At 60.6% G+C, this 23691-nt stretch carries 24 protein-coding genes; 13 read left to right on the top strand and 11 right to left on the bottom strand.

All coding sequences use genetic code 11. The features are described 5' to 3' along the window. Nucleotides 1-7 precede the first annotated feature (7 nt). The 4 genes from PUT78_RS16990 to PUT78_RS16975 are packed head-to-tail and all read left to right on the top strand — an operon-like array spanning nt 8 to nt 3433. Nucleotides 8-901: a dihydrodipicolinate synthase family protein gene (locus PUT78_RS16990; RefSeq protein ID WP_274353471.1), complete on the top strand. Its 894-nt coding sequence runs from the start codon at nt 8-10 to the stop codon at nt 899-901. 12 nt (nt 902-913) lie between these two features. Next, complete coding sequence (locus tag PUT78_RS16985; RefSeq protein ID WP_274353470.1) at nt 914-1639, top strand: ribonuclease activity regulator RraA; 726 nt, start codon at nt 914-916, stop codon at nt 1637-1639. Between the two features lie 11 nt (nt 1640-1650). Then, complete coding sequence (locus tag PUT78_RS16980) at nt 1651-3159, top strand: aldehyde dehydrogenase (NADP(+)) (protein ID WP_274353469.1); 1509 nt, start codon at nt 1651-1653, stop codon at nt 3157-3159. After that, nucleotides 3137-3433 (top strand): PRC-barrel domain-containing protein, encoded by a 297-nt coding sequence (locus PUT78_RS16975; RefSeq protein WP_274353468.1) that lies wholly within the window; start codon nt 3137-3139, stop codon nt 3431-3433. The genes PUT78_RS16980 and PUT78_RS16975 overlap by 23 nt, the downstream gene beginning before the upstream one ends. Before the next feature lie 274 nt (nt 3434-3707). Here PUT78_RS16975 and PUT78_RS16970 read toward each other — a convergent pair whose 3' ends face one another. Then, a complete protein-coding gene (locus tag PUT78_RS16970; protein WP_274353467.1) occupies nt 3708-3923 on the bottom strand; it encodes a hypothetical protein in 216 nt (71 codons plus the stop codon). A 338-nt stretch (nt 3924-4261) separates the two neighbouring features. On the opposite strand from PUT78_RS16970, the gene PUT78_RS16965 reads away from it, so the two are divergent. After that, the gene (locus PUT78_RS16965) at nt 4262-5170 is read left to right on the top strand and encodes an SDR family oxidoreductase (protein ID WP_274353495.1); all 909 of its coding nucleotides are present in this window, start codon (nt 4262-4264) and stop codon (nt 5168-5170) included. A 104-nt stretch (nt 5171-5274) separates the two neighbouring features. On the opposite strand, the gene PUT78_RS16960 is transcribed toward PUT78_RS16965, so the two are convergent. From PUT78_RS16960 to PUT78_RS16950, 3 genes are all read right to left on the bottom strand, one after another. Continuing rightward, nucleotides 5275-5583 carry a plasmid stabilization protein gene (locus PUT78_RS16960; RefSeq protein ID WP_274353466.1) on the bottom strand — a complete coding sequence of 103 codons (309 nt, stop codon included), beginning with the start codon at nt 5581-5583 and terminating at the stop codon, nt 5275-5277. Between the two features lie 87 nt (nt 5584-5670). After that, complete coding sequence (locus PUT78_RS16955; RefSeq protein ID WP_274353465.1) at nt 5671-6069, bottom strand: hypothetical protein; 399 nt, start codon at nt 6067-6069, stop codon at nt 5671-5673. Between the two features lie 18 nt (nt 6070-6087). Beyond that, nucleotides 6088-6300: a hypothetical protein gene (locus PUT78_RS16950; protein WP_274353464.1), complete on the bottom strand. Its 213-nt coding sequence runs from the start codon at nt 6298-6300 to the stop codon at nt 6088-6090. 212 nt (nt 6301-6512) lie between these two features. Between PUT78_RS16950 and thpD the strand changes: the two genes are divergently transcribed. Beyond that, nucleotides 6513-7457 carry an ectoine hydroxylase gene (gene thpD / locus PUT78_RS16945; RefSeq protein WP_274353463.1) on the top strand — a complete coding sequence of 315 codons (945 nt, stop codon included), beginning with the start codon at nt 6513-6515 and terminating at the stop codon, nt 7455-7457. Nucleotides 7458-7585: 128 nt separating this feature from the next. On the opposite strand, the gene PUT78_RS16940 is transcribed toward thpD, so the two are convergent. Together PUT78_RS16940 and PUT78_RS16935 are read right to left on the bottom strand one after the other, a co-directional pair. Continuing rightward, the gene (locus PUT78_RS16940) at nt 7586-7960 is read right to left on the bottom strand and encodes a DUF1622 domain-containing protein (protein WP_274353462.1); all 375 of its coding nucleotides are present in this window, start codon (nt 7958-7960) and stop codon (nt 7586-7588) included. 97 nt (nt 7961-8057) lie between these two features. Next, nucleotides 8058-8489, bottom strand: a complete 432-nt coding sequence (locus tag PUT78_RS16935) for a hypothetical protein (RefSeq protein WP_274353461.1) — start codon at nt 8487-8489, stop codon at nt 8058-8060. A gap of 248 nt (nt 8490-8737) precedes the next feature. Here PUT78_RS16935 and PUT78_RS16930 point away from each other — a divergent pair, with 248 nt between their 5' ends. Together PUT78_RS16930 and PUT78_RS16925 are read left to right on the top strand one after the other, a co-directional pair. After that, nucleotides 8738-9985, top strand: coding sequence for a sodium:solute symporter family transporter (locus tag PUT78_RS16930; RefSeq protein WP_274353460.1), 1248 nt, complete (start codon nt 8738-8740; stop codon nt 9983-9985). Nucleotides 9986-10111: 126 nt separating this feature from the next. Beyond that, nucleotides 10112-10318, top strand: coding sequence for a hypothetical protein (locus PUT78_RS16925; protein ID WP_274353459.1), 207 nt, complete (start codon nt 10112-10114; stop codon nt 10316-10318). A gap of 263 nt (nt 10319-10581) precedes the next feature. Here the strand turns inward: PUT78_RS16925 and PUT78_RS16920 are convergent, their stop codons facing one another. Then, nucleotides 10582-10809 (bottom strand): hypothetical protein, encoded by a 228-nt coding sequence (locus PUT78_RS16920; RefSeq protein WP_274353458.1) that lies wholly within the window; start codon nt 10807-10809, stop codon nt 10582-10584. Nucleotides 10810-10987: 178 nt separating this feature from the next. On the opposite strand from PUT78_RS16920, the gene PUT78_RS16915 reads away from it, so the two are divergent. The 5 genes from PUT78_RS16915 (at nt 10988) to PUT78_RS16895 (ending at nt 15736) form a co-directional block, all read left to right on the top strand. Next, a complete protein-coding gene (locus tag PUT78_RS16915) occupies nt 10988-11458 on the top strand; it encodes an MgtC/SapB family protein (RefSeq protein WP_274353457.1) in 471 nt (156 codons plus the stop codon). A 176-nt stretch (nt 11459-11634) separates the two neighbouring features. After that, complete coding sequence (locus tag PUT78_RS16910; protein WP_274353456.1) at nt 11635-11826, top strand: hypothetical protein; 192 nt, start codon at nt 11635-11637, stop codon at nt 11824-11826. A gap of 412 nt (nt 11827-12238) precedes the next feature. Continuing rightward, nucleotides 12239-13687 (top strand): cytochrome c, encoded by a 1449-nt coding sequence (locus PUT78_RS16905; RefSeq protein WP_274353455.1) that lies wholly within the window; start codon nt 12239-12241, stop codon nt 13685-13687. A 4-nt stretch (nt 13688-13691) separates the two neighbouring features. Beyond that, the gene (locus PUT78_RS16900; RefSeq protein WP_274353454.1) at nt 13692-15293 is read left to right on the top strand and encodes a flavin monoamine oxidase family protein; all 1602 of its coding nucleotides are present in this window, start codon (nt 13692-13694) and stop codon (nt 15291-15293) included. Then, nucleotides 15290-15736: a c-type cytochrome gene (locus tag PUT78_RS16895; protein ID WP_274353453.1), complete on the top strand. Its 447-nt coding sequence runs from the start codon at nt 15290-15292 to the stop codon at nt 15734-15736. The genes PUT78_RS16900 and PUT78_RS16895 overlap by 4 nt, the downstream gene beginning before the upstream one ends. A 358-nt stretch (nt 15737-16094) precedes the next feature. On the opposite strand, the gene PUT78_RS16890 is transcribed toward PUT78_RS16895, so the two are convergent. The 4 genes from PUT78_RS16890 to PUT78_RS16875 are packed head-to-tail and all read right to left on the bottom strand — an operon-like array spanning nt 16095 to nt 23572. After that, a complete protein-coding gene (locus tag PUT78_RS16890) occupies nt 16095-17951 on the bottom strand; it encodes an acetyl-CoA hydrolase/transferase C-terminal domain-containing protein (RefSeq protein ID WP_274353452.1) in 1857 nt (618 codons plus the stop codon). Beyond that, nucleotides 17944-20022 carry a 3-hydroxyacyl-CoA dehydrogenase NAD-binding domain-containing protein gene (locus PUT78_RS16885; RefSeq protein WP_274353451.1) on the bottom strand — a complete coding sequence of 693 codons (2079 nt, stop codon included), beginning with the start codon at nt 20020-20022 and terminating at the stop codon, nt 17944-17946. The genes PUT78_RS16890 and PUT78_RS16885 overlap by 8 nt, the downstream gene beginning before the upstream one ends. Next, nucleotides 20022-21311 (bottom strand): acetyl-CoA C-acetyltransferase, encoded by a 1290-nt coding sequence (locus tag PUT78_RS16880; RefSeq protein ID WP_274353450.1) that lies wholly within the window; start codon nt 21309-21311, stop codon nt 20022-20024. Before PUT78_RS16880 ends, PUT78_RS16885 begins: the two co-directional genes overlap by 1 nt. Beyond that, nucleotides 21308-23572 (bottom strand): acyl-CoA dehydrogenase, encoded by a 2265-nt coding sequence (locus PUT78_RS16875; protein ID WP_274353449.1) that lies wholly within the window; start codon nt 23570-23572, stop codon nt 21308-21310. Before PUT78_RS16875 ends, PUT78_RS16880 begins: the two co-directional genes overlap by 4 nt. Nucleotides 23573-23691 lie beyond the last annotated feature (119 nt).

Raw genomic sequence — 23691 nt, 5'->3', positions numbered from 1 at the left:
AACGCATATGACACTCGACGAAGCCCTTAGCGGTATTTCCGGCATTCTGGTCACCCCCTATGACAGCGCGGGCGAAATTGCGCCCGACCGCCTTGCCCCGATCCTTGACCGCGCGCTTGACGCGGGCCTGCACATGCCGGTGGTTAATGGCAACACCGGCGAGTTTTACGCGCTGACCACCGACGAAGCCTGCACCATGGCGCGCGAAGTCGTCGCCTTGGTCGGTGGCCGCGCACCCGTTCTGGCCGGTGTTGGCCGCGGTCTGCGCGATGCGCAACAGCTGGCGCGGGCATCAGCCGATGCAGGGGCGACAGCGCTGATGGTACACCAGCCGCCAGACCCGTTTGTGGCCCCGCGCGGTGTGGTTGATTACCTGCACGCAATCAACGATGCCTCCGGCGGGTTGCCGATGATGTTGTATTTGCGCAATGACGCGATTGGCACGCGGGCAATCGCCGATCTTTGCGCGGTGCCAAATGTGCGCGGTGTCAAATGGGCCACGCCCAACCCTCTGAAACTGGCCGAGGCCATCGCCGCCTGTGACCCCGCCATCACATGGGTTGGGGGGCTGGCCGAAGTCTGGGCGCCGGTCTTCTACGCGGTTGGCGCGCGGGGCTTCACGTCGGGGCTGATCAATGTCTGGCCCGAACGCTCGCTTGCCATTCATGCAGCGCTGGAAGCGGGCGATTACGCAGGCGCAAACGCGCTGATCGCAGATATGCGTGCATTCGAGGATATCCGCGCCGAGGAAATGAACGGCACCAATGTCACTGGCGTCAAGGCGGCGTTGCAGGCAACCGGCCATGATTGTGGCACCACGCGCGCCCCGTCAGCATGGCCGCTGACGGATAGCCAGCAATCGCGCCTGAACCAGTTTCTGAAACGCAATAACCTGATCTGACAGGATAGACCGATGACCGAATACACCCTCTCCGAGAGCACATGCGCCACGCTGAAGAAAGTTTCAACCGCGTCGGTGGCAACAGCACTTTACAAGCGCGGTCTGCGCAACCAGTTCATTCAGGGGGTGCGCGCTGTCGCGCCCAAATCCGAAATCATGGTCGGGCAGGCATTCACCCTGCGCTACATTCCCGCGCGCGAGGACCGCAACCCCATCACTGTTTTCCGCGACCGCGACCACCCCCAGCGCGTGGCGATTGAAACATGTCCTGCGGGCCACGTGCTGGTCATGGATGCGCGCGGTGATGCGCGCGCCGCAACGGCCGGTTCCATCCTGATCACACGGCTGGCCATGCGCGGCGCGGCGGGTGTTGTGTCTGATGGCGGGTTTCGCGACATGGCGGGCATCGGCGCGCTGGACATGCCGTCCTATTGCGCCGGCCCCTCTGCGCCCACCAACCTGACCCTGCATGAGGCGCTGGATATCAACATTCCCGTGGCCTGCGGCGGTGTTGCGGTGTTTCCCGGCGATGTGCTGCTGGGTGACGGCGATGGCGTCATGGTCATTCCCGCCCATCTGGCCGAAGAAATTGCGAAAGAATGCGCCGAGATGGAAGTGTATGAGGAATTTGTTCTGGAACAGGTCGAAGCGGGCGCGGGCGTGATTGGCCTTTACCCGCCCACGGATGAGCAGAACCTCGCCACATTTGCGGAATGGCGCAAGAAAACCGGACGTTGAAAGGTACTCACATGACCCATACCCCCCACGGCAAGCACCTGATCGCGGGCGAACAGGTGGCAGGCGCCGCGCGTTTTCCGTCCAGTCCGGCGCATGGTCACCCGCATGAATTTTCCGTCGGCACGCCGGATCTGGTCGCGCGCGCTTGTGAAGCTGCGGAAGCCGCGTTCTGGTCCTATGGCTATAGCTCGCGCAATGATCGCGCCAGATTTCTTGACACCATCGCAGATGAAATTGACGCGCGTGGCGATGCGATTACCGAAATCGGCGCGCAGGAAACCGGCCTGCCGGATGCGCGGCTGGTGGGCGAACGCGGGCGCACGACCGGCCAGTTGCGCCTGTTCGCTGAACACATCCGCAAGGGTGACTATCTTGATAGCCGCCATGATCCGGCGCTGCCCGACCGCCAGCCGCTGCCACGCCCGGAATTGCGCATGATGCAGCGCCCCATCGGTCCTGTTGCCGTGTTCGGGGCATCAAACTTTCCGCTGGCATTCTCAGTGGGTGGGGGTGACACAGCGGCGGCCCTTGCGGCAGGCTGCCCGGTTGTGGTCAAGGGCCATTCCGCCCATCCCGGCACGGGCGAACTGGTCGGCGATGCAATCACGGCGGCGGCGAAAGCCTGCGGGCTGCATCCGGGCGTGTTTTCCCTGATTCAGGGTGGCAAGCGCGATGTGGGCGAGGCGCTGGTCACCCATCCGCTGATCAGGGCCGTGGGGTTCACCGGCTCGCTGACCGGGGGGCGGGCGCTGTTTGACCTGTGTGCGGCACGCCCCGAACCGATCCCGTTTTTCGGCGAACTGGGCAGTGTGAATCCCATGTTCATCCTGCCACAGGCGCTGGATGCGCGCGGCGGTGACATCGCCAAAGGCTGGGCCGCCAGCCTGACCATGGGCGCGGGGCAGTTCTGCACCAATCCTGGCATTGCGGTTCTGCTGGATGGTCCGCAGGCCGATCAGTTCGCGGCAACAGCAACAGAAGCGCTGCAAGGCGTTGCCCCCCAGACCATGCTGACCGACGGCATGGCGGGGGCCTACCGCGCCGGGCGCGACCGGGTGGCGGCAACCGCAGGCGTGCAGACCCTGCTGAAAACAAGTTGTGATTTGCGCAACGCCACGCCATATCTGTTTGAAACCACAGCGGAATTCTGGCTGGCCAATCATGCACTTGGCGAAGAGGTTTTCGGTCCGTTGGGCCTGATCATCCGCGCGCGGAACGCAGATCAGATGCTGGAATTTGCGCATGCCCTGCGAGGCCAGTTGACCTGCACCCTGCATCTGGACGCAGAGGACACTGAACTGGGCCAGCGCCTGTTGCCGGTGCTGGAACGCAAAGCAGGACGCGTTCTGGCCAATGGTTTCCCCACCGGGGTTGAAGTGGCCGATAGCATGGTCCATGGCGGTCCTTATCCGGCATCAACCAATTTCGGCGCAACATCGGTGGGCACCTTGTCCATCCGCCGGTTCCTGCGGCCGGTGTGCTACCAGAACCTGCCCGATGCATTATTGCCCGTTGCGTGACAATGATCCGCGCATCAGCGGCCCGGAAGGACATTCGGGCCGCGTGTCCTATGCCGTGATGTCCTTTGGCGGGTTCCTGGGCATCGGGGAACGCTACCACCCGCTGCCATGGGATACGCTGGATTACGATACCGCTCTTGGCGGATATGTCGTCAATATCCCGCGTGAACAGCTTGAAGGCGGCCCGAGTTTCGCGCGTGACGAAGACCCCTGGGTCGACCCTGAATACGACCGCCGGGTTCACGGCCATTACGGGCTGCCATTGGGCGTTTAACCCTTGCAGCCGTGGCGGTGGCCCGAACCCCCGCCACGGCCATTTGCAACTTGCAAGGGTATGTGATGGCTGGCCCCGGATGTTGCGCCGTCAACGCTTGCCAAGCGTGTGCCGCGCAGTTTCCAGACAAAAAGCAGTTGCGCGCGACCAACCAGTTCACCCATTACATGTTTGCCTTCGTTCCCGCTGTCGTCCCGGGTGATCAACGCCTGACGGAGCTCGCAGCGCGCTTGACCCGGTATCAGGGCATGCCCCCCTGCCGGAACGCGATCATTCAGTAGGTGCCCGGCGGATCGCTGGCCGGAAAGGATTCGTCGCTGCGTTCATCCACCATGTCCCAGTTCTTGGGTGGTGACGTCATCTGACGACGACCGGCATTGCGGATGTTCGCTGCCTTTCTTGGGGGGCGGCCGACATGGGCGCGCCGCGCAGTGGCACGCCCCGCGAAAAAGCCTGCTGCGCATACGAGGATCAGATTTCTGATCTGCATGTCATACCTCCGGTCAGTCTTGCGGTGCCCCGGAACTTACCTGTTCCGCTACTTGAACGCTTTGGGCGGGCGGTTGTTCCCCTGCATGTGTGGTGCGGTCCGGAAAGCCTTGCCTGCGGAACAATAGCGCCAGCCACATGTTGGGTGGGTAGCAGTTGTAAAAGGGAGCTTGCGAAATGACCTTACCGAAAAACCCCACCGCGCCCGATGTGCAGGACACACCCCCCGCGAACGAAGCCCTGCGTCGCGCAGACCCCCGCGTGATTGATCAGCGTCAGCAACAGATTGATCCGGCGGGCCACCATCGCACGGATATGAACGCGGGCGCTGGCAATACCATGAAACAGCCCGGCACCGGGGCCGCACCACAGACGGATCCGGGCTGGCATCCGGAGCACTTCCCCCATCCCCCCTTCCCGGAACAGACGCAGCAGCTACCGGGAACCTTCACACAGATGGACCCACGCCCTGACCATGGCGAGGAAACATGGGTGGGGCATGGGCGCTTGCGCGGCGCATCTGCCCTTGTCACCGGGGGGGACAGTGGTATCGGGCGGGCTGTGGCCATTGCATATGCGCGCGAAGGTGCCGATGTCGCGATCTCGTTTCTGGAAGAAACCGAGGACGCGAAGGACACGGCCCGTCATATTGAGGCCTGCGGCCAACGATGCCTGTTGTTGCCCGGTGACATATCCGACCCGAAACACTGCCGCTATATTGTTGAAACCGTGGCCGCCGAATTCGGGCGACTGGATATTCTGGTCAACAATGCCGCTCATCAGCAGAGTTTCGGGGAACTTGATGATATCCCGGATGAGGAATGGGAGCGCACATTCGCGATCAACATTCATTCCATGTTCTACCTTTCCAAGGCAGCGGTCGGCCAGATGGGCAAGGGCGCGTCGATCATCAATACTGCATCGGTCAATTCGGATATGCCTAATCCCAGCCTGCTGGCCTATGCAACCACCAAGGGCGCAATCCAGAATTTCACCGCAGGGCTGGCGCAGATGCTGGCTGACAAGGGGATCCGTGTGAACTGCGTGGCGCCCGGTCCCGTCTGGACGCCGCTTATCCCCGGCAGCTTTCCCGGCGAAACGGTTGCGCAGTTCGGTGCCAATTACCCGATGAAACGCCCTGCGCAGCCGGTTGAACTGGCCTCGGCCTATGTCATGCTGGCGGAAGCCGCTTCCAGCTATGTGTCAGGCGCCACAATCGCGGTCACTGGTGGGAAGCCGATGATCTGAAGCGCGGCGGGTGTCGCGGGCCGTACCGGGTTGTAACGCCTGTACCCGGATTGCGAGCGGCCCGGCCTGCGAACACGCTTGCACACCGGCGGGCGCAGGGGGGATTACCCATCCCCTTTGTTCTGCTTGCGTGTTTCAGCGGCCTTGCGGGCCGATTCCGCGCGTTCTTCTGCCGGGCGCGCGGCTGCGGCTTCACCACCTTTCCTGCCGCCTTTCTTTGCTGCGGGGTTCCCGGTATGCGTGCCGCGGCCCGCCCCGCTTTTGTTGCCGCCGCCATCATCCTTGTTGACCGTCGCCCAGGCGCGTTTCTCGGCCTCTTTCGTGTCTACGCCGCGCTCCTTGTAGCCTTCGGCAATGTGTTCGGCCTTGCGTTTCTGCTTGTCGGTATATCTGGATTTGTCACCGCGTGGCATGCGCGCCTCCTGTTTCAAGGGTGGAAAAAGAAGCCTGGGGGAATGCCGTTCTCAGTGCTCAGCGGCAGAACCCGGCCAGCGCCGTTTTCAGGACTGTCCGAATAGCCCAAGCAGAAGCCATAGGACGACGACTGCCACAAACACGCCGATCACCCATCTTATGGCCCTTCCGGATGTACCGGGTTTCGTGGGCGGCATATCTGTAGGGAAAACGGTTTCGCGGCGGTCGGGTGCTGCGTTGCCCGACCCGGCGACATTGGTCATCGCAGGCGGGATGACGCCGGGAGCGGGGCCTGCGGCGTGAATTTCCCTGTCGCGCGCGCGACTGGCCTGTTCCGGGCTGATCGGGGTTCCTGCCGCTTCGTCATCAGTGCCCAGGGGCGCGGCAGCGGGGTCCGGCGCGCTGGTCTTGTCGCGGCCGCGGCCCGCGTCAAGATCGTGACGAAGCGCATCTGCAGTGTCTTTCCTGTGGTCATGTTCCGGCATAGTTGTCCTCCTTCATTGTCAGGCTGACCCGTGTTGCGCGCAATGGTCGCAGCAATAGGTGACGCCTGCTTTGTCCGTGCCATGCCCCACAACCTTGCAGCCGCAATGGCCGCATTCGGGGGCGAGCTTATGGATTGCACATTCGAAACTGTCGAAGCTGTAACTTGCCCCGGCAATCGTGACTTCGAAGGAATGCGCATAGTCGTTTCCGCATTGTGCGCATCTGGCCATCGCTCCTCTCCTTTCTGGCATGCATTATTCGAACACGCGGGAACGCAGATTGTTCCGGCCCTTCGGGCTGCGCCGGGTTCCAATGCCGGGGCGAATGATCCGCAACAGGATTTGGAACCCCGCCCGTATATCGGCGGTTATGGCTGTGCGCGTCTGCGTATTTGGCAGGCGCACAGAGAAGAAAGACCTGACAGAGAGAGGAGGTTATTTCGATGAACATCACCCACCGAACCAGTCAGTTTACCGCGATGGATTCCTATCCCACCCGGCAGAAGGACCGCGAATGTCTTGTGCCGCGCAAAGACCCGATATTGTGGCGGGACTGGACCGCAAGCGCGCCAATCACACAAGCGCAGGCGCAGGCGTATGAAAGCAACGGGTATCTGGTCTGCAAGGGTTTGTTCAGTGACGACGAAATTGACCGGCTGATTGCGGCCTCGGCGCGGTTGCGCGCCAACGGGCAGGATATCCGCACCGAGGATCTGGTGACGGAACCCGGCGCAGACGCGGTGCGCACTATTTTCCGGCTGGATGAACACAGCCCGCTTTTTGCCAGACTGGCGGCTGACACACGGATTGCCGATGTGGCGCGTTTCCTGCTGGACGACGAGGTTTATCTGCATCAGAGCCGCCTGAACTACAAACCCGGCTTTATCGGGAAAGAATTTTACTGGCATTCGGATTTCGAAACCTGGCACGCAGAGGATGGCATGCCACGCATGCGTGCAGTGTCGGCCTCGATCCTGCTGACCGATAACAGCGCGCTGAACGGGCCGCTGATGCTGATCCCCGGTTCGCACCGGCATTTCATCGCCTGTCAGGGGGAAACCCCGGCGGCCAACCACAAGACAAGCCTGAAGCGCCAAGAGGTTGGCGTTCCGTCAAATGTGGTGCTTGAAAAGCTTGCGGGGGATGCCGGGCTGGATGCTGCGACCGGGCCAGCGGGCACTGTGGTCTTTTTCGAATGCAATACGCTGCATGCCTCAAACAGCAATGTCACACCCTTCCCGCGGTCCAATGCGTTCTTTGTTTATAATGCGATGTCGAACCAACCGGTCGCGCCATTTGCTGCCCCTGCGCCACGCCCGACCTTTCTGGCAAATCGCGGCGCAGCGCAGGCCATCAGGCCAGTGCGCGGTGATCTGAGCACCGCGTAAGCCTGCTGCCCCCCCCCCGACTTGTGCGCGTGGTGATTGCCAGGCCGCAGCGCAGGGCTGCCGGGGGTGCCTGCCTTTACGCTGAGGCCGTTTCCCGGCGCATATAGGTGCCTTCCTAGTGTCGTGGGTCAGTCATCTTCATGGCGGTTGCGCCCGCGTTGCCAGGGCCAGCGGCCTTCTATCTCTACCTCCAGTGTGAAGCTCAGGAAGGTGCGGATAAGCACGATCATTGCCAATGTACCAAGGCTGTCCAGCGAGGGTTCGATAATGACGGTGCCCACGATATCGGCAGCAATCAGGAACTCCACCCCGATCAGGATGCTTTTCGCCAGCCGTGTACGGAAAAGGTCAAATATTTTCTGCCCGTCCCAACCCCGGACCAGATTGCGCACCACTTCGAACAGGGCAAACGCAGCACCTGCGATGATGGCGGACACGCCCAACATCTCCAGTATCCGGGCAATGATATCAAAATATACATTCATCAGATCTTGGGTTGCCATGGGGCGGGGCCTTCATGCGTTGCGCACTGGACATGCGGATTAGCCCAGGCAGGTTCTTCTGCCTGGGCTTTCGGGCCGGAAATACCGGTGATCGGAATCACTGATCTTCGATCAGTGAACACAGATGGGCGATATCGGGGTCGTCCCCGGTGGCCCCCAGGTCGTCGGGTGCGCCGATATCGGGTTCGGCAAATGTGTCATCAGTCGCCGGTGCTGCGCCATCAACAGGCGGCTCTTCCTGCGCATCATCAAACCCGGTGTCATCGGTGCCGATACCGTCGCAATGCTGCAGCACGATGTCCTGCTGCTCCAGCGTCAGGTTGGCCCAGTTTTCCGTGATTTCATCATCACTCAGCAACCCGCCGGTTTCGGGGTCGCTGAAGAAGGCACTCCGGGTTTCGTCATCCCAGTCGAAGGGCACATTGGTCGTGCCGAAACCGGAATCAGGTTCCGCAGGCGCCTCCTGCGCCATAACCGCGGTGCTCGTACCCAGAGCGACGATAAGTGGAATTGCGAATTTAGGTGTCATTGGACATTCTCCTGTCTTGTGATGCCTCGTTGAGGCGTGGACCCTCCCCAAACAACCACCCCGCCACAATGTTCCGACATGATCTTGCGGTCTGAAATTTTTGCGGATGGGGGGGCGCTGCGGGCGACTACGGGGGCACCCCGGTTGCGGGTCTGGACACATTCCGCCGCCAGATATTCCCATTGATTGGAACAACTTCGCCATCCGGCTGTTAGTGCCCCGGTTTTTACTTGCAGGAGTTCATAATCATGCCTGACTTTGACGTTACCACCCCCGATTTCACCATCGCAGCGCTTTACATCATTATCGTCATGGGCATCGGGATCTGGATAAGCCGGTCACATGGCGACACCAACAGCTATTTCCTGGGGGGGCGCGGGGCGATCTGGCCGGTGATCGGCATTTCGATGATGTCGGCCAACCTGTCGGGCACGTCCTTTGCGGGGCTGGCCGGGGCGGGGTATGAGCATGGCATCGCTGTCTGGAACTATGAATGGACCGCAACGCTTGTTCTGATTTTCTTCTCGCTGTTCGTGCTTCCGTTTTATCTGCGTTCCAAGGTCAGCACCATGCCGGAGTTTCTGGAACGTCGTTATGACGGGCGCGCGCGCAAGGTCTTTGCGGCATTTTCGGTCTTTACCGCAATTCTGATCGACAGTGCCGGAGCACTGTTTGCCGGTTCCCTGACCCTGCAACTGCTGTTTCCGGACATGCCATTATGGACCCTGATCGCGGCAATCGCCTTTCTGGGCGGGCTTTATGTGATCTTCGGGGGGCTGAAAGCCGTGATGATCACCGACACGATTCAGGGTGTGCTGCTTATCGTTGTCGGCACAATCATCTTTTTCATGACCTTCTGGCAGATCGGATCGTGGGAAGGTGTGCGGCAGGCCGCGCCGGAAGGTGGTTTTACCATTGCCCCACCCGCTGATGATGATTTCTTCCCGTGGCCCGGCATCTTTACCGGCGCGATCTGGCTGAGTTTCTATTACTGGACGACCAATCAGGTGGTGGTTCAGAAAGTGCTGGCCGCCAAGAATGTCAATCATGGGCGCTGGGGTCTGCTGCTGGCGGGCGCGTTCCAGCTTCCGTTCCTGTTCATTCTGGTTCTGCCCGGTGTCATGGGCCGCGAAATTTTCCCTGAAATCGGCGATCAGGACCAGATATGGCCCGCGCTGGTGTTCGTTCTGCTGCCGGAAGGGCTGCGGGGACTGGCGTTGGCGGCACTGGTCGCCGCGCTGATGTCCACGGTCGATTCTGTTCTGAACGGCAGCGCGTCGCTGGTGGTCAACGACTTCGTGAAGCCGCGCAAGAAGCACTGGAGCGAAGCGCGGATGTTGATGCTCAGCCGTGTGCTTGTCGGCGTGTTCATGGTGTTGGCGGCCATCTGGGCACCAATAATCGGCTCTTTTGGTGGTATTGTGGAGTATTTCCAGTCCTTCCTGGGATATATTACGATGCCGGTGGTTGTGGTTTTTCTGGGCGGGTTGTTCTGACGCCAGCCCCCGCGGCACGCAGCTTTCTGGACGCTTTCCATCGGTATTCCCGTTGGCATTATCTGTTTCACGTTGTTCGAGGCTTTGGGCCTATTCGAGTTGCAGTTCCTGTATGGCACGGGGCTGATGCTGCTGATGAATCTCGGGATTTTCGTGGGTATCACCCTGCGGTCCGATGCACCCGAACTGAAACCGGGAGAAGATACCTGGAGCCGCGAAAACTGGCGCAAGGACCGGGCGGAACTGGCGGATAAGCCATTTTGGAAATCGCATCACATGTGGTCGGCCCTGTTGATTGCAGTGACCCTTGTGATGGTGGCAATGTTCATCTGACCGGGGCGGGAAGATGCCAGCAATGACAAGGGCACTATGAAGCGCTGGCACTTCAGCCCTGCTGGTCGGGTTCCTGCAGAAAAACCATCCCGAGTCCCTGCCACGGCTATGGGGTGCATTGGACCTGTCCACGCCTGCGCCATGACGCATCGTTCCGGATCACGGCCAAAGCGGATAGCCACCCGGCCACAGCGCCGTTTGTGACATACCGGCGCGGGTGGTCAAACAGGCGATGATGTCGGACAATTTGGGCGAGGGCGGCGTTACTGGCGTGTAATGATCTCCCGCGTGTCCGGCAGCACGAATCTGTTCCGGTCCAGCGGCTCTACCTGGGACCCGTTGCCCAGCACGTACCGCCGCGCCTGCGCGTCCTGTTCGGACATGAAAAGTGTTTGTCTGGCGCGATCCGCCCGGCATTGTTCGATCACAGTCAACCGCTCGCCAGAGCGACCGACGCATGGAATTACGCTGGTGTTTTCCCAGTCACTCATTGCAGCATCCTTTCATGATCCCCTGAAAATTCCAGCACAAGGCAGCGATTCTGGCAAGTCACGCCATGGTCGTCGCGGTGTGATCGGCGACAAGTGGCCCAACGCGTGTTTGCTGGTCCTGCGCTGGAACCCCATGGTTTCCGGGGCGTTACAAACTGCACAAAAATGGTGGCGGAAAATGAACAGCATTCTTGCAGAATTCGGGAACAGCACTGAATTGGGACTGGGAACCATCGTCCTGCGGTTGCTGGGCGCAGTGATTTTCAGCGGGCTGATCGGTTTCGAACGCGAAATGCGCAACAGACCAGCAGGTTTGCGTACACATATGCTGGTGGGGCTGGCTGCTGCTGCCTATTGCCTGATCATGCTGGAAATGATGGCCCGCATGCAGGGTATGTCGAGTGGGCTGGCTATGGACCCGCTGCGCTTGCTTGAAGCGGTGACCAGCGGCGTTGCGTTTCTGGCTGCGGGAATGATCGTCTTTTCGCAAGGCAGCGTGCGTGGCCTTACCACGGGGACAAGCCTGTGGCTGGCGGCTGCCCTTGGTCTTGGTGCAGGTTTCGGGTTCTGGCTGCTTGCGATCCTTGCCACCGGACTGGCGCTGATCATCATCCGGCTGATCAAGATCGCGGAGGAGGCGATTGAATAGAACCGCGATGCGGGCACGATCAACGGGGGTATCGTTACTGCCTGTGCATACCGGTTCTTCAACTCGTCCCGGCCAGCTCCCTTACGATGGCCGCCCTCCACAGCCCCTGCCGCAGATGACACGGAACAAATGCCGCTTTGGCATGTTTGTTTCTTACATGGTTCATGGAGATGATGATGAACAAACCCAATGCAAATTCCGACACCCCGCAGAAAACTGCAGGCTCGTCCGGGCAGCCACGCGGGCCACAGCGCCCCGGCCAACCACTGAAGCGCGTGAATGATGAAAATGATGACCGGGAACAATCCGCAGGCAGCGCCCGCAAGACCACGCCGGGCGATGCGGGAGCATCACCGCAAAAGAACTGAAGAAGATCAGGCGCACACATGCATGCAGGAACATTCCGTCCCTGCTGGCGTTGGATGAATGGAAATGCCCGCATGCATCGAAAGGATAGATACATGTCTGTCATCAATGCTGGTCGTCTGCCGAATGAGTCGCCACCGGATGACATTCCCCCGTCGGTCCATGGGCAAAAAGCAGCACAGCCAAAGGGGCTGTGCCCTTTCCTTGCTGATCGTTGATTGTTGGCCTGCAATCGTATCTGGGCAAGGAATGGAACCCGCGCGGGAAAGCGTAGTTGATATATAGCGCTGGCGAAAAGGAAACGGTCGATCTGTGGACCGCCTTTCTGGGGTCTGCCGTTGTGCCGTTTCCTTCCGGTCGCGCGCCCGGCGCAGCGCTGCGTCTGTGAATTACTTTAGTGCAGGACATTGTCTTATGCTGACCACCGCACCCCCATTGTGGATGCATTCTGGAATTCCGCCCCGCCTTTGCGCACCGGTCGCGGCACTGATGCTGGCCAGCGCGGTTGCCGCAGAGACGACGTCCTCCGCACAGACAGAGGCGCAGATTGCGCGGGGGGAATATGTCGCGCGGGCGTCGGGCTGCATGTCATGCCACAAGGAAGACCTGTCGGGCGGCTATCAGGTTGAAACCCCCATGGGCACGATTGTTGCCAGCAATATCAGCCCATCGCGCGACTATGGCATCGGCGACTACAGCCGCGATGATCTGGCGCGCGTCCTGCGCCGTGGTGTCGCCCCGGACCGCCGCCTTTACCCCGCCATGCCCTATGCGTCCTTCCGGGGGATGCGTGATGCGGATATCGATGCGCTGTATGCCTGGTTGCAGGACCAGAATCCTGTGGACGAGGCCCCCGAACATGAAACCGACCTGCCCTTTCCGTTCAATATACGTACGGGGGTGATGGTATGGAACTGGCTGTTTCTGGGCAGTCGTGACCTGCCCGCAGTCGGTGATGATCCGGTCTCGCAGCGCGGTGCATATCTGGTTGATCATCTGGGCCATTGCGGTGAATGTCACACCCCGCGCAACGATTTCTTCGCCATGCAGGATGATCTGTATTTGGCGGGTGAGGAAATGGATGGCTGGCTTGCCCCGAACCTGACACCCGATCCGGTAACCGGGATCGGGGAATGGACGCAACAGAATATTGTGGATTATCTGCGCACCGGTCATGCCGACAATATCGTACAGGCCGCCGGGCCAATGGCCGATTTTGTGCAGCACTCTACCAGCCATCTGGATGATGACGACCTTGCGGCGATTGCGGCCTATCTGAAAACCATCCCGGCAATTGCCGCAGGTAGTCAGGATATTCCCATCATCCCACCCGTGGAAGAGCGCGGCATGCCGACGCATCGCTTCGGGGAAATCCGCACGGAAATGGCGGCTGCCCTTTCCCGCGACGACCTGAGCACGCCGGAGCAGTTGTTCCTCAGCCATTGCGCCGCCTGCCACGGCATGTCCGGGCAGGGCCAGCCACAGGCTTTTTATCCGTCGCTGGACCAGAACGCCGCGCTGCGCCGCGCCGATCCCGGCAATCTGCTGCAGGTTCTGTTGCATGGCGTGCCGGCGGGTAAATTGTACCGCGCCCCTGCAATGCCTGGCTTTGCGGATGAGTTGAGCCATGAACAGATTGCCATGCTGGCCAATTACACCCGCGCAACATTCGGGGGGCGGCAGGACAGTATGCTGACCGCCGCGGATGTTACCCATGTACTGGAGCAGGAAGAAGAAATGCCCCCGCTGCTTCGTGTCCTTCAGATGGCGGCATGGGTCGGGCTGGCCGGGATTATTGCTGTTGCGGGGCTGATACTCTGGTGGTTGGCGCGCAGGCGCCGCTTCAAACGGCAGGAGGGCTGAGCGCATGGCCATGACACCTTTCAACCCAAGCCGCAGGCAATTGCTGGCAATGATCGGGCAGGTCGCGGGCACGGCGGCGATGTATCAGGCGATGACAAGCCTCGGTCTTGCACAGGAATCCGGGTATACGGGTCCGCCAGACCTGCAAGGTCCGCGTCAGGGTCGGCGCGTCCTGATTCTGGGTGCGGGCATCGCTGGTATGGCTGCCGCCTATGAAATGCGCCGCGCGGGGTATGAGGTGAAAATCCTGGAATATCAGAACCGTCAGGGCGGGCGTTGTCTGACAATCCGCGGCGGCGACCGCTACACCGAAATGGGCGGGCATGAGATCAGCTGTGATTTTCAGGGCGACGGATATTTCAATCCCGGCCCGTGGCGGCTGCCGGTCCATCACCGCGCGGTATTTGCGTATTGCCGCAGGCTGGGCGTGCCGATGCAGCCCTTCATCAACAAGAACAACAAGGCCTATCTGCATTCTGCGCACGCCTTTGGCGGCCAGCCGCAGCGCATTGGGCATGTCGAGAAGGATATGCGCGGCCATGTTTCCGAATTGCTGGCAAAGTCGCTGCGTCAGGGGGAACTGGATGAAGCTGTCAGCCCTGAAGACCGCGAAAAGCTGCTGGAGGGCCTGAAAGAGTGGGGCGTTCTGGACCGCAATTACCGCTTTAGTGTCAGCGACGATCTGGGCGATGTGCGCGGTTGGGATACCCGCCCCGGTGGCGGGCTGATGCCGGAAAAGTCACCTTCGCAGCCGATCGATCTGTCGCCCTTGCTGCAATCGGGGCTGTGGGACCAGTTGTTCAATTTCAATGGCTACCAGTTCGAACCGCCAATGTTCGAACCGGTGGGCGGTATGGACAGGATCACCGATGCATTCGCGCGCGAAGTGGCCGACGTGATCCAGTTGAACGCCCGCGTCACCAGAATTGCGCAGAACGACAATTCCGTGACCGTCACCTATGAAGATGGCGGGCAGGGGGGCACGGTGCGGCAGGAAAGTGCTGACTGGTGCATCTGTACCATCCCGTTGTCAGTGCTTGTGCAGCTGGATGTCGACTGCTCTGATGCGATGCGCAAGGCAATTGCGGCGGTGCCCTATGCTTCTGCCTTCAAGGTCGCCCTGGAATTCAGACGCCGGTTCTGGGAACAGGACGACTGGATCATGGGTGGCATCAGCTATACAGATCTGCCGCTGGTGCAGATCGCCTATCCCAATTACGGTTTTCTGTCCGATGGCCCGGCAGTGTTGCAGGCCGCCTATGACACCGCGACGGCCGGGCGCAACTTTACCTATTCGTGGTCATCCATGACCCCGCAGGAACGCATCGACGCTGCCCTTGCGCTGGGTCGTCAGATCCACCCGCAATATGATGCTGAATTCATGTCCGGCACATCCTGGGTATGGCACCGGGTGGACTGGTCGCTTGGCTGCTACGGGCAATGGACCGAAGACCTGCGCGATGAACATTATCAGACGCTATGCGAAATCGACAACCGGCTGGTGCTGGCGGGCGAACATTGTTCGCATATTCCGGCATGGTTGGAAGGGTCGTTATTGTCGGCCCTCGATGCGATCAGGCGCCTGGACCAGCGGGAGAATGCATGATGCGCCGGGATGTTATGTTCACCTGTATCGCACTGACCCTGCTGGCAAGCACCGCACAGACGCAGGAAGCCCCGGCAACCGCAGAGGGCGCAGACAGTTTGCTGGCGCGGTTTTCGGATGACTCCGACCATTTCACCCAGACAGATGGCGCAGCGCTTTATCGTACCACCTGTCAGGCCTGCCATATGGAAGATGGGCAGGGTGCCGATGGTGCTGGCGCGCACCCGCCACTTGCGGGCAATCCGAAGATGAACTCAAAGCATTTCATCGCCGGGGTTATCCTGACCGGCTATCATGGCATGCCGCGTTTCGGTGACATGATGACGGATGAACAAGTCGCGGCGGTGACGAATTATGTGCGCAGCCATTTCGGGAATGATTATGCCGATCCGATCACCCCTGAACAGGTCGCTGCCTTGCGCCCGCCCGATGACGAAGACTAAGCACACGCCCCTGCTGGCTGGTGGTGTGGGTTACTGGTTTGACCTGAAGGGGACTTGGTGCCTGGATCAAGCCCGCGCTATCGGTGGGCCGGGGTCTGCCGGTCCGGCGTTATAGGGATGCAGTTTATGCAAGCGGTATATTCCTGATTTCAAAGGCTTGAACTGCCCTTGTACCATCGGCAGGCCGCGGGACGGCCCGCCGATAGCGCGGCGGCCTGCGGCCTTGATTCCGCGCTTTTGGGCGTTCCCTTCAGGCCAGGAATCGTCAAGCCTTGCAGCACTGGCCGAACAGACGCGCGCGCGCTGCAAGAAAACCACCGCTGTTCTGGTGCCATGCACCCGCATCCCGCCGCGGCCCCTATTCGCTCGCGGGGTCTTCGTGCCGTCGCAGCGCGCCACGCAGGGCCAAAGCCGCTGCCCGCGCCCTGATCCCGTCAGGCTGCGCCAGCGCCATGCGGTCCAGCGCTTCATCCTCGCGGCGGGCCGGATTGCCACGCAGGCCGCGCAGGGTCAGGGCCAGCAAGGCCGGAATATGGGCGGATGCGCGGCGCAGATCAGCAAGCACGGGCAACAGATATTGTTCAATATCAGTGAAATCCGTTCCGAAGGGGAAATCCGGCAAACTGCCGTCGCGATATGGTTCCAGCCAGTTCCGCAGCGCTTTGGGGGTGTTCTTGCGCGCGGTATCAGGCAAGCGGTAGGATGCTGGCAGTTTCCCCGACTCCTTGGCCTCGTTTTCCAACTCCTGCTGGAACCGGCTGTCGGCGATTTCCAGCAATGCGGCAATGGTGTCGGCATCGCTTTTGCCGCGCAGATCGGCAATTCCGTATTCCGTGACCACGATATCGCGCATATGGCGGGGAATGGTGACATGGCCATAGGAAAAGCGGATGTTTGACGTCAGCCCGGATTTGCCGTGTCGGGTCGCGGGCAGGGTGATGATGGCACGCGCATCCTTCAGTGCAAATGCCTGATCAACGAAGTTGAACTGCCCGCCTACACCACTGACGACCTTGCCATCCTCTGTCCCGTCGGAAATGACGGCCCCCAGCAGCGTGACCATCATCGCGGAATTGATGAACCGGGCATCGGCACGCGCAGCACGTTTCGCCGGTTCGTCCCCCAGCAGTGAATTGGTATAGGACACCGGCACCATTGCAATGCGCGCGCGATCCTGCGCGGGCAGGGCTTTCAGGCGGTCATAAAAATCGCGGCTGTCCAGAAAGAACCCGGCATGAATTGCGGCGCCATCCACGTCGCGCCGGATTATCCCACGTTCGAACAAGGCAAGCAGCCCATCGACCAGCATTTCCGTCAGGCCGTAAAGCCCGGTCCGGAACGGGCCGCTTTCGTTGAATTCCGCGGCGTGCGGAAAGGGGCAGCTTTGCCAGAGTGGTGCAATCTGCTCATCCTGCCGCAGGGTCAGTGCGTTGGCAATGGCATCGCCGATCTGCCCGATACCGATCTGAATTGTGCCACCATCGCGGATCAGGCGCGAGACATGCAAGGCAATCGCATGATCGCGCAGGCTTACTGGTCGCTTGACGACTGAAAACAGCGCATGTGGCGCCGCATCAGGCGTCAGCAAGGCCGCGCATTCGGACACATCTATTTCTGCGGGGCCGGGCATGAATGGTAGTCCCGCATGAACCTGCCCGATAAATGTGAATGCAGCATCGCCGCGCTTGCGCAGACGCAACAGGTCGCTGGTAATATCGGGGTTGCAGGACAGGCTGAGGCGACCGCCATCACCCGCAAGGAGTTGCAGAATAAGGTTCGGTTTCTGCTTCAGCAACACATCCAGCGCGTGGGTATAATTGGCAGAGACATAATTCTGCTGGGCCTGTGGCACCTTGACCCAGTTTGGGGCCTGCAGGAAGAATTCGGTGACCTGAATGTTTTCAGGCAGCTCACCTGCGCGCAGCAGCCGTGCATATTCGATTTGCGGATAATCACCAAACAACCGGTCCAGCGCGGGTTCCAGAAAGCGGCGTTCCATGTCAGATGATGGGGTTGGCCGTTCCAGCGTCAGCGCGGTGAATATGCGCAGCCTGATGGTGGGGTCATCACAGGCCCGGCGCACCAGCGCATTGATCAGCGTGACGGGTTTACCCAGCCCCAGCGGCAGGCCCACCCGCAGATCATGCCCCAATGTGGCAAGAATCCAGTCAACCACTGGTTCATCTGACGTGAAATGCGCGGTGGGTTCACGCATGTGTGGTCCAGTATGGGTCCGGGGCGAAACGCGCGCCATGTGCCGTTTCCAGGTCGCTCAGGCGCTGGCGGATGGTGTCATAGCCACGCGCTGCCGCATATGTCATCGGGCCACCACGAAACGGGGCAAAGCCGGTTGCAAAGATCATCGCTGCATCAAGGTCATCGACGCCGCCGACCACACCCTTGCGCAAACATTCCGCACAGGCATTCAGCATTGGCAGGATCAGCCGGTCGGTCAGGTCTGGTGGTGTTTTCGCGTTTTCACCGGGTTTCAGTGTGCCATCCGACCAGTCATAAAATCCGCGCCCTGTCTTGCGACCCAGATCGCCCGCCGCGACCTTATTGCGCAGCAGTGCGGGAATATCGGCAACCGGGCTGTCCAGTGATGTATTCAGGCTTTCTGCAACATCAAGGCAGATGTCCAGCCCCACCTGATCGGCCAGTGTGACAGGACCCATCGGCATGCCGAAGTCAATCGCCGCGCGGTCGATTTGCGTCTTGGATGTGCCCTCATCCATCAGCAAAAGCGCCTCCAGCAGATAGGGCATCAACGCGCGGTTCACCAGAAAGCCGGGCGCGTCAGACACTGCAACCGGCAATTTGTCGATACCTTTGCAAAACGCCATCAGCCGCGCGCGCGTATCCGCGCTGGTTGCATCATGGCTGACCAGTTCCACCAGTGGCACCTTGCTGACCGGGTTGAAGAAATGCAGCCCCGCGAAGCGCGTCTTCTCCGGCACATGATTGGTCAACCCGGCCAGTTGCAGGCTGGAGGTGTTGGTGGCCAGAATCGCGCCTGCCTTCATCCGGCTGTCCAGATCGGCAAATATGCTGGCCTTTGTTTCAGGGTTTTCTGGTCCCGCCTCTATCACCAGATCGGCATTGCGCACGCCATAGCCCTTCGGGTCGGGCATCAGCCGGTCCAGCGTGTCACGGGTTTGAAGGTTGTCCTTATGCGTGTCCTTGCACAACCGGGCTGCCTGCGCGATCATCTTGCCAAGCGCGCTTTCATCCGGGTCGCTGACAGTGACCTGTTTGCCTTGCATGGCAATCCATGCGGCGATTTCCGCCCCCATCACGCCCGCGCCGATGACATGGACACGGGCAATGTCATCCATAGCCTTTGCGCCCTGTTTAAGCCGCTGCCGCAGCATGAAGGCGCGGATCAGGTTCTTGCTGGTTTCGGTTTGCAGCAATCCGGCAAAAGAAGCGATTTCGGCCTTTTGCATTTCATCCGGGTCGTTGCCATGTTCCGCCCAATTGTCGATCAATGCGTAAGGGGCGGGGTAGTGTTCTTTCGGGGCCTTTTTCTGCACTTCCCGCCGCATTCTGTCTGCGGCCAGAATGCGCGCCGCTGACAGGCCGAAGGCCTTGCCCATCAGACCGCGCGTCTGGTGGTGCACCTCGCCATGCACAACCGCAAGGATCGCGTTGCGCAGATGCCGTTCTTCGATAACCATATCTGCAATGCCCAGATCCTTCGCGCGCCTGGTATGCGCGGTCTTGCCTGTCAGCATCATCTGCATGGCCTGAAGCGGGTCGATCAGTTCGGGCAGGCGCACAGTGCCGCCAAGCCCCGGATGCAGCCCCAGCCGTACTTCGGGCAACCCGAAAGAGGCCCCTTCAATGGCGATGCGGTAATCGCAGGCCAAGGCGATTTCAAACCCCGCGCCCAGTGCCGCACCATGCACTACAGCAATGGTCGGACAGGACAACCCCGCCAGCCGGTGCAGCAGCGCATGCCCATCACGCAGAAGCTGTCCGGTGTCATCTGCATCCATTCCGGCAAGGGCGTGAATATCGGCCCCGGCGGCAAAACCCGCAGGTTTGCCCGACCGCAAAACCAGCGCGCGAGGCATGTCTGCTTCGATGCGCTCAAGATGGGTTTCAAGTTCACGCAGCACAGTGTCGGAAATAGTGTTGACCGAGGCATCCTTACAGTTCAGCACCAACCAGCCGATCTGATCATCACTGACATTATAGCGCCAATGCTCGCCACCGGGCGCGTCTGAAGTATTGCCCAGTTCCAGTTCTGATGATTTCAGATACTCCTGTAATGTCATGTTCATCACACTGCCTCCAGGATCATTGCGCCGCCTTGCCCGCCGCCAATGCATTCGGTTGCGACACCGCGCCTTGCCCCTGTCGCTTTCAGCGCGTTTGCCAGATGCAGAACGATGCGGTTGCCACTGGTGCCGACAGGGTGCCCCAGTGCAATGGCACCGCCATGAATGTTCAGTTTATCGCGCGGGATCACACCGAAACTGTCATCCAGCCCCAGAACGTCGCGGCAGAAACGCGGGTCTTGCCATGCCGCCAGACAGGCCAGCACTTGTGCGGCAAATGCTTCATTGATTTCCCATAAATCGACATCCGCAACCCCATATCCGTGGCGCGACAGCAGCGGCGTGACCGACATGACCGGACCCAGCCCCATGACCGAAGGATCAAGTGCCGCCCATTCGCTGTCTACCAACCGGGCGATCGGGGTCAGATCATGTGCCTTCACTGCGTCTGCCGATGCCAGAATGCACCATGACGCACCATCCGTTACCTGCGAAGAATTGCCAGCGGTTACCTGCCCGTAGGGCTTTTCGAAAACCGGCTTCAACCCCCGCAGCTTGTCCACGCTGCTGTCCGCGCGCACCCCGTCATCGTCGCAATACACATTACCGTCGCGGTCGAACGCAGGCAGAACTTCATGCGCAAAGGTGCCGTCCTGTTGTGCGGCGGCAAGGCGCGTGTGGCTTTCTACTGCGTAAGTGTCTGCCATTGAACGGGTGATGCCGAAATGATGCGCCAGCAACTCGGCGGTCTGGCCCATGCTCATATCGGTGATAGGGTCGGTCAGGCCGCGTTCAAGCCCCACGACGGGCTTCAGGTGCTTTGGCCTGATCTGCAAGGCATTTTGTGCAGTCGCCAGCGGGCCGGAAGCCGTCTGCATCCCGGCCAGCCAGTCGACCGCATCATCCTGCAGCACCAGCGGCGCATGGCTCAATGCCTCTGCCCCGCCTGCGAGGATCAGATCACCTGATCCTTCGCGAATGGTCCGGAAGGCAGTGTCGATGGATTGCATTCCGGACCCGCAGTTGATCTGAACTGTGAAGGCCACCATCGCGTCGCCCATGCCCAGCCGCAGGGCGGCGACGCGCGCGGGGTTCATCTCATCCGCGATGACATTCACACAGCCAAGAATGACCATATCAAAAGCGTCAGCCGAAAAAGGCTGGCGCGCAAGAAGGGGGCGGCCACATTGCACGGCCAGATCGACAGGGGTGAACGGCCCGCGTTTGCCGCGCACCTTCAGAAAAGGCGTGCGCGCACCATCGATCAGAAAGACGTCCTGAGTTTTGGTCATTCGGCAGCCTCCGGTTTTTTGGGGGTGCGCCCGGCAATTTTGGGTGCTGGCAGCATTGCTGCAAATTCGTCGGGCGAGAAATCATCCACAGCGATCACTTTGGCGACCGCTTTTTCCAGATCATCAAGCTGGTCTTTTTCTGTTTGAGTCAGCAGACCGGCTTCCAGTGCCTGCGCTGGTGTCATGTCAAGTTCGCGCAAGCGGCGGCGCAAGGGGTCGGCGGCAATCGTTTTGTCGAACGCGTCATTCAGCGCAATGATCCCCGCGCCATGCCCCGGCTCGGTGACATCGCCCGTCAACCGGTCCCGTACCGGGCCGGGTTCGCTGATAAGCGCGGCGCAGCGCGCGGTCAGCGCGTCCGACGGGGGTCGCGCCACAGCGCGCGGCAATGTTATGACACGCAGCAGAAATGCCGCCCCGCGCGAGGGGAAGTTGGCGATGGTTTCATCCAGCAAAGCACTTATCCGCGCGAAGGAGCGTTGCGCATTATATGCGACCAGATCGAAATCACTGGCTTGTCTGCCCTCGTCCTGCCAGCGTTTCAGCACAGCAGAGGTGACATAAAGCTCACTCAGAATATCCGCCATCCTGCCTGACAGCATTTCCATGCGTTTCAACCCGCCGCCAATGGTCAGAAATGCCATATCTGCGGTAATCGCATAGGCCGCCGACCAGCGCGCCAGTTCGCGGTAAAGGGGCGCATCCCGCGCATCGGTAGCCCCCCGCGGCGCAGGCGCGAAACGCGCGCCCGTCAGCGCGCGGCCAATGCTGCGCCCCATGGTGCGGATGGAATGGCGGACATGCAGCCAGAAATGCGTGTCAAACGCTGCAAGACCTGCGTCTTGCTGCCCATTCTCCAGCGCCAGAATTTCGTCCAGAAGATGCGGATGCGCGCGGATTGCGCCCTGGCCGAAGACCATAAGCGACCGGGTCACGATATTGGCCCCTTCAACTGTAATTCCGACCGGCACTGCGCGGTAACTGGCAGACAGGTAATTCGACGGCCCGTCGATCACGGCCTTGCCTGCGTGGATGTCCATTGCGTCGTTGATCGCCGCGCGCATCCGTTCTGTTGCGGTATATTTCATCAGGGCGGAAATCACCGACAACGCGCGCCCTTCATCAAGGCCCGCGCAGGTCAGGTGGCGCGCGGCGTTGACGGCATAGGCATCTGCGGCCAACCGCGCGAGCGGTTCTTGAATGCCGCCGAATTTCGCGATTGGCAGGTTGAACTGTTCGCGCACCCGCGCATAGGCCCCGCTGGAATGTGCAGCCAGCGTCGTACCCGCGCAGGCAAGCGAAGGCAGGGACACGCCCCGCCCTGCGGCCAGCGCACTCATCAGCATCATCCATCCCTTGCCCGCTTGCGGCGCACCACCGATGATGTTGTCAACCGGAATGAACACGTCCTTGCCAACTGTCGGCCCGTTCTGAAACATGGTGCCGGACGGGATGTGTCTGCGGCCAGTCTGCACACCCGGCAAATCTGTCGGCACCAGCGCACAGGTTATTCCCGGTTCCGGGTCATCACCCAGCAAACCATCGGGATCCTGCAGTTTGAAAGCCAGCCCAAGAAGCGTGCAAACCGGTGCCAGCGTGATATAGCGCTTGGACCAGTTCAGCCGGATGCCCAGCACCTCCTGCCCCTTCCAGTCGCCGCGACAGACAACGCCGCTGTCAAGCATCGCAGAGGCGTCTGAGCCAGCCTCGTTGCTGGTCAGCCCGAATGCAGGTAATTCGCGCCCATCGGCCAGACGCGGCAGCCAATAGTCCTTTTGCTCGTCTGTTCCGAACAGGTGCAGCAATTCCCCCGGACCAAGTGAATTTGGCACCATGACGGTTACAGCGGCAGGAATTGACACCATCGACAGGCGCCGGACGACTTCGGAATGGGCGAAGGCGGAAAACCCCAGCCCACCATATGCGCGCGGAATGATCATGCCGAAAAACCGGTGCTGGCGCATGTAATCCCATATTACAGGGCTCAGGTCGCCGTCGGTCTGGTTGATGGTCCAGTCATCCAGCATCTGGCACAGCGCGACACAGGGACCATTCAGAAAGTCCCTTTCTTCGGTGCTCAGTTGCGGTGCGCGCACGGCCAGAAGCTTTTCCCAGTCGGGGTTACCCGACATCAGGTCGGCGTCCCACCAGACTTCGCCCGCTTCAAGGGCCTCGCGCTCTGTCTGTGACAAACCGGGCATGGCGCCCTTTGCCCAGCGGAAAATCGGCTTGGTAATACGCTCTCGGCGGAATGATGACATGGCTTTCTCCCATTCAGTCAACGCGCAATTATGCGAATTGTTCCAGCAAACAGCCCCTGCCGTCGGTGCTGCCTGCCAAGGCCCGTTACGCCCGGGGCAGGGGATGCGATTGACGGGAA

Source organism: Roseinatronobacter alkalisoli (genome assembly GCF_028745735.1).
GTDB classification, from domain to species: Bacteria; Pseudomonadota; Alphaproteobacteria; order Rhodobacterales; family Rhodobacteraceae; genus Roseinatronobacter; species Roseinatronobacter alkalisoli.
Note: the sequence above shows the minus strand (reverse complement) of the source record. Positions and strands in the feature narration are given on the sequence as shown.